This window comes from Saccharopolyspora sp. NPDC050389, assembly GCF_040655595.1.
Lineage (GTDB): Bacteria > Actinomycetota > Actinomycetes > Mycobacteriales > Pseudonocardiaceae > Saccharopolyspora.
On sequence record NZ_JBFAKG010000202.1, the window covers coordinates 1 to 4481 of the forward strand.

The following is a 4481-nucleotide window of genomic DNA, read 5'->3' on the forward strand; positions in this document are numbered from 1 at the left end:
CAGCCGACGAACCGGGACCCTTGGTCGCGGAGATCCTCCGGCCTACCGGGCAGGCAGACGAGATCACCGAAGATGTTCACCCCGTTGTGGATGAGAAAGCTCTCCACCGGAATGTTCGCCACCGGTCGCGCTTCCTCCGGCGCCAATTTGCGACGCACTGTGAGTTCTGGATATTTCAACCAGTTTTCGAGCAATTCGTCCGGTTCGACCCGGTGCTCGGCGCAGAATTCCAGCAAGGCCGCCAGGCATCTGCGCCGCTCGGCATCGTCCATCCCGACCTTGCGCTCCAACGCTTCCTGCCATCTCAGAACGGATTTCGGCATTGCCTGACCTCCACATCGTGGGACACGGACCGTAGTTGGACAGATCCCTGTTGTGACAACGAATCACGCGCCGGTACATTCGTGTCACGTTGTGTGAATGATCGGGGAGCAGCAACGATGGCGACGAGGAAGTCCTCGCAGCGGCATCCAAGCTACTCCGACTCACCTGCCTGCCGCGACCCTGCTGGTCGAGTGGCCACCCAGAGCCGACGCTCCCACCGACTACTGGATCACCAACCTGCCGCCGATCCGAGAACTGTTGCGCCTGGCCAAGATCCGCTGGCGAATCGAACACGACTACCGAGAACTCAAACACGGACTCGGACTCGACCACTTCGAAGGCCGCACCTGGCGCGGCTGGCACCACCACGTCACCCTCGTCACCGCCGCCCACGCCTTCCTCACCCTCCGGCGGCTGAACCCAAAAGCCCCGACGCCGGCCTGAGCCTCTATCAGGTGCTGGCCACCCTCCAACGCGTGCTGCTGTGCTGGACCGGCGTTTGCCCCACATGCCAACGAAAACTCCCCAAACTAAGACCAACTTAACGAAGTACCAGTAGTGCCGGGGGCACGGAAGCCGTCGGTGACACCGACGCATTCGTCGCCGATCCTGGCGACCCCGGGTGCGCACCGGCCGGCCCACCACGATCCGACGACGATCATCGACGCCACCACGATCAGGGAGGTGACTGCGGCCAGTGTCTTGGCCCTGTTGCGTTTCCACCACCACTTCGACTCCGTCTTGAGACTGAATTCCGTTGGCTTCCGCGTTGGTTCTGCCGGTTCCGGTAATGGAGCGGGTGCGGGAGTGGGAGGAACGTATGCCCGGTTCTGGGCGAGTGCCAGCAAGTCGGCGGTGGCGGTCCCTCGGTGTTGCGGCGGGTTCAGGCCGCGGTGGTGTAAAGCCAGGCGCAGATTCCGGTAGATCGCGCCGAGTGACAGGAGTTCGGGCTCTTGAGGGTCGCCGTTGCGGAGGAGTTTGAGCATTTCGCCGGTGAACGCGGTGTGCCTGGCTCCTTCGGGCGCGTTGGATACGGAGTTGGCCGGTGAAGAGGTCAGCGTGTAGGTCCCGTCGATCTCCACCTGTCCGGTGACAACTGATACCGGGTCCGACATCGCCTCAATAGCCCTGCCTGAGAAGCAGCTGTCGATGATGAGCACTCTGTTCCTGGCCGCAGAACTGGCCAGGACGTTGCGCAGCAGGCCGAACGGAAGTCCGGTCCATGCCAGCAGATCATGTTTGGTCTGTGGCAGGGAGAGGTACAATTCGCCTCGGTGGTCTAGAAGACCGTGTCCCGCGTAGTACACGAGGAGAACGTCTTCGGCCTGTCGGGCGACAGCCTCCAGGTGCGTGCCCAGTACGGCCACGCCAGCGGGATCCGGCAGCACGACGCAGTGCTGGGAGCTGAGTCCTGCGCCCCACGAGCTCGTCAGCACCTCGGCGAGGTCGGCGAGGTTGTTTTCTACGGCCGGAAGATCAGGCAGGCGCTCGTCGTTGAACCGGCCCGCTCCGAAGAGCAGCGCACGTGATTTCGGGCCGTTGGGAAGGCGCACCTCAGGATCCTTCTGGCTTGCCATCCTGCTGCTTGAGCACCTCGCGAACGAGAGCCTCGGCGTCGACAACCCGTCTAGCGTCCAGGGTGACGGTCCGGTCGGAGTTGCTGACCTCGATCGTCACGTCGGAATGCCGTTGCTGGAGCCAAACCGACACCGAGCGCGCTAGTGCGGTGACCGCACCACCCGTGCTGAGGGCGACAACGAGAACCTCCGACAGCGCCCCCATCTCGCCCGGCGCAGGTGTCGGCTGCTCAAGGGAAACATAGCCGCGCAGGTCGTCTTCCTGACGCAACCACTCGCCCAGCGACCGGAGCTCCGCCTGTTGTTCACGACCAGCAGTCACCCGTACCCGTGCGTGCATCCGAACCTCCCCAGAATTCGAGCTGGAGCACTATTAGTACTTCGTTAAGTTTGTTTTCGTTTGGGGATTTTTCGTTGGCATGTGGGGCAAACGCCGGTCCAGCACAGTAAGACCTCTTGGAGCAGGGTCAGGGTTTGGTAGAGGGTCAGGCCGGCGTCGGGGCTTTTGGGTTCAGCCGCCGGAGGGTGAGGAAGGCGTGGGCGGCGGTGACGAGAGTGACGTGGTGGTGCCAGCCGCGCCAGGTGCGGCCTTCGAAGTGGTCGAGCCCGAGGCCGTGTTTGAGTTCGCGGTAGTCGTGTTCGATTCGCCAGCGGATCTTGGCCAGGCGCACCAGCTTTCGGATCGGCGTATCTGGCGGCAGGTTGGTGATCCAGTAATCGGTGGGTGCGTCTGCTCCGGGTGGCCACTCGACCAGCAGGGTCGCGGCAGGCAGCACACCGTCCCAGTTCCGGCCTCCGTTCTCGCCGCGGATGAGATCGGTCATGGCCCGGCTGGCGGGGCGGATCGTGATCGCTCGGAACTTCGAGCGCATCGGCCCCTGGCTACCGTTTCGCCAGGTGACCTGACGGAACGCGCGGCGGCCCTCGGCGGTGGCGATCGTGCACAGCGCGGCCGCTGGTTCGCGGTAACGGGGCACTGGACGCGGGCCGCGTCCCTGGTAGGCAGCCGCCACCGGTGCGGCGGCCTCAGGGTGAGCGGTCTCGTCGCCCCGGACGGCCACGACGTAGTCCATGCCCCGCGTGGTCAGGCCGTGTCGGAACGCGGCGGTCTGGCCGTAACCGGCATCGGTGACCACCACCGGTGGCGCCAGTGCCTGCTCGGTCAGTTCATCGAGGATCTCCAGAGCCAGCCGCCACTTCTCGACATGCCCGATCTCCTCAGGCATCCCGGTGCGAGCCCGGCGGGGATCTTCCCGATCACCCCACCCCTTCGGGACAAACAGACGCCACGACAGTGGTTTTCGATGCGGTTCCAATAGGAGTTGTAGACGCGGCGGGTGCCGTCGGTGACGGCTGCGGAGACGATCGGGATGTAGTCGGCGAAGGTGGGCACCGGCGGCCGCTCCGCGGGTGTGGCGAGAAGATCCTGGGCTGAGAGTCCCAGGCGGTCCAGGAGCAGGCGTGCGGCGTCCAGATCGGATTGAGACGTGTGCGCGGGCCGAGGTCGGTGAGTTGTCACGCGGAATCACCGTCCAGGCGCCTGGCGTGGCAGTCGGCGATCATATCGTCCAGCACAGCGGGCGGGTGCACGGTGAGGACGCCGTGGGCGGGGTCTGAGGCCAGCAGGACCCGGTCACCGGGCCGCAGACCGCAGCAGTGGCGGACCGGCGCGGGAAGCCGCAGGTGTCCCTGCTTGGTGACGTGGAACACGCCATGGGGATCGGTGTGGATGATCAGGAGGCCGTGTGTTTCGCGGATGGCCAGCCGGGTTCCGGGTGTCCAGCCGAGCGCGCTCAGGACTGCTTGGTCGGCGACCCGGCCCCTGGCATCGACCGCCGCCAATCCGTACACCAGACCACGCTCGCGCGGTGCTGGGACGGAAGGAAGGGGAGGCGTTCGACGGGTGCCAGTGACCCCGGGGCGCCCTACGGTCGGCGGGCCGTCCTGCCGCGCAGGGGCTGTGGAGGGAACTACCGGCTTGATCACTGGGCCGGTCATATCGACCACCCCCGCCAGGCGCGGTGGGGTAGCCATAGGAACGCTGATTCAGCGTGTTGGAGTGCCTTCAAACACTGGCACGTCAGATGTAGCAGGTATGCCACATTTTTGTGTCCGAGGGGGGACTTGAACCCCCGCCAGTGGGAGGAATCCCCGAACCGGGGATTCGTCTCCATGGCGGCGATATTAGCGCCGCGGTTCTCGAAAGATCCAGGTCGGCTTCCGGACGTAGCCCGATCGGGCCTGTTCTCGAAGTGTGGGTTGATGCTCCGTGTTCGCATCGCTGTCCTGAAGATCGGCCCGCAGCCGAAACACAGGTGATCACCAAGCTGCTGGCCGACTGGCCCGCCTGCCGCTGGAGTACGTCGCCGATCGACAATGAGGAAGCTCGCTGCTTCTGGAAGTCGTTGGACTGGGCGGAGCCCGAGACGCTTGGGAACCCTGCCGAGTGCGCGCACATGCGACACGCCGACGAGCTGACGCTATAAGGGGTTCTTTCAGAATGCTGATGTGGGGAGTTTGGCGGCGAGGATCATGCAGTGAGCGAGTTGGAGGAAGCCGTCATGCATGTCGTCGCGGGTT

At 64.9% G+C, this 4481-nt stretch carries 4 protein-coding genes and 2 pseudogenes; 1 reads left to right on the forward strand and 5 read right to left on the reverse strand.

All coding sequences use genetic code 11. The features are described 5' to 3' along the window. A partial coding sequence (locus AB0I53_RS49260; RefSeq protein ID WP_358618076.1) for a hypothetical protein occupies window positions 1-290 on the reverse strand: 290 nt, incomplete at its 3' end. A 199-nt stretch (window positions 291-489) separates the two neighbouring features. On the opposite strand from AB0I53_RS49260, the pseudogene AB0I53_RS49265 reads away from it, so the two are divergent. After that, window positions 490-768: pseudogene (locus tag AB0I53_RS49265) on the forward strand (transposase); the annotation flags it as partial. A gap of 86 nt (window positions 769-854) precedes the next feature. On the opposite strand, the gene AB0I53_RS49270 reads toward AB0I53_RS49265, so the two are convergent. The 4 genes and pseudogenes from AB0I53_RS49270 to AB0I53_RS49285 all read right to left on the reverse strand — a co-directional run bounded on the left by AB0I53_RS49270 (window position 855) and on the right by AB0I53_RS49285 (window position 3752). Further along, window positions 855-1901, reverse strand: coding sequence for a caspase family protein (locus AB0I53_RS49270; protein WP_358618079.1), 1047 nt, complete (start codon window positions 1899-1901; stop codon window positions 855-857). After that, the gene (locus AB0I53_RS49275; RefSeq protein WP_358618082.1) at window positions 1879-2241 is read right to left on the reverse strand and encodes a hypothetical protein; all 363 of its coding nucleotides are present in this window, start codon (window positions 2239-2241) and stop codon (window positions 1879-1881) included. Before AB0I53_RS49275 ends, AB0I53_RS49270 begins: the two co-directional genes overlap by 23 nt. A 145-nt stretch (window positions 2242-2386) precedes the next feature. Further along, window positions 2387-3199: pseudogene (locus AB0I53_RS49280) on the reverse strand (IS701 family transposase); the annotation flags it as partial. Window positions 3200-3416: 217 nt separating this feature from the next. Then, complete coding sequence (locus tag AB0I53_RS49285) at window positions 3417-3752, reverse strand: AbrB/MazE/SpoVT family DNA-binding domain-containing protein (protein WP_358618084.1); 336 nt, start codon at window positions 3750-3752, stop codon at window positions 3417-3419. Between the last annotated feature and the right edge of the window lie 729 nt (window positions 3753-4481).

What these genes read in the sequence shown, in the direction of transcription:
- AB0I53_RS49275 (WP_358618082.1), bottom strand. Translation starts at nt 2,241, where the DNA reads ATGCACGCACGGGTACGGGTGACTGCTGGTCGTGAACAACAGGCGGAG.
- AB0I53_RS49270 (WP_358618079.1), bottom strand. Translation starts at nt 1,901, where the DNA reads ATGGCAAGCCAGAAGGATCCTGAGGTGCGCCTTCCCAACGGCCCGAAA.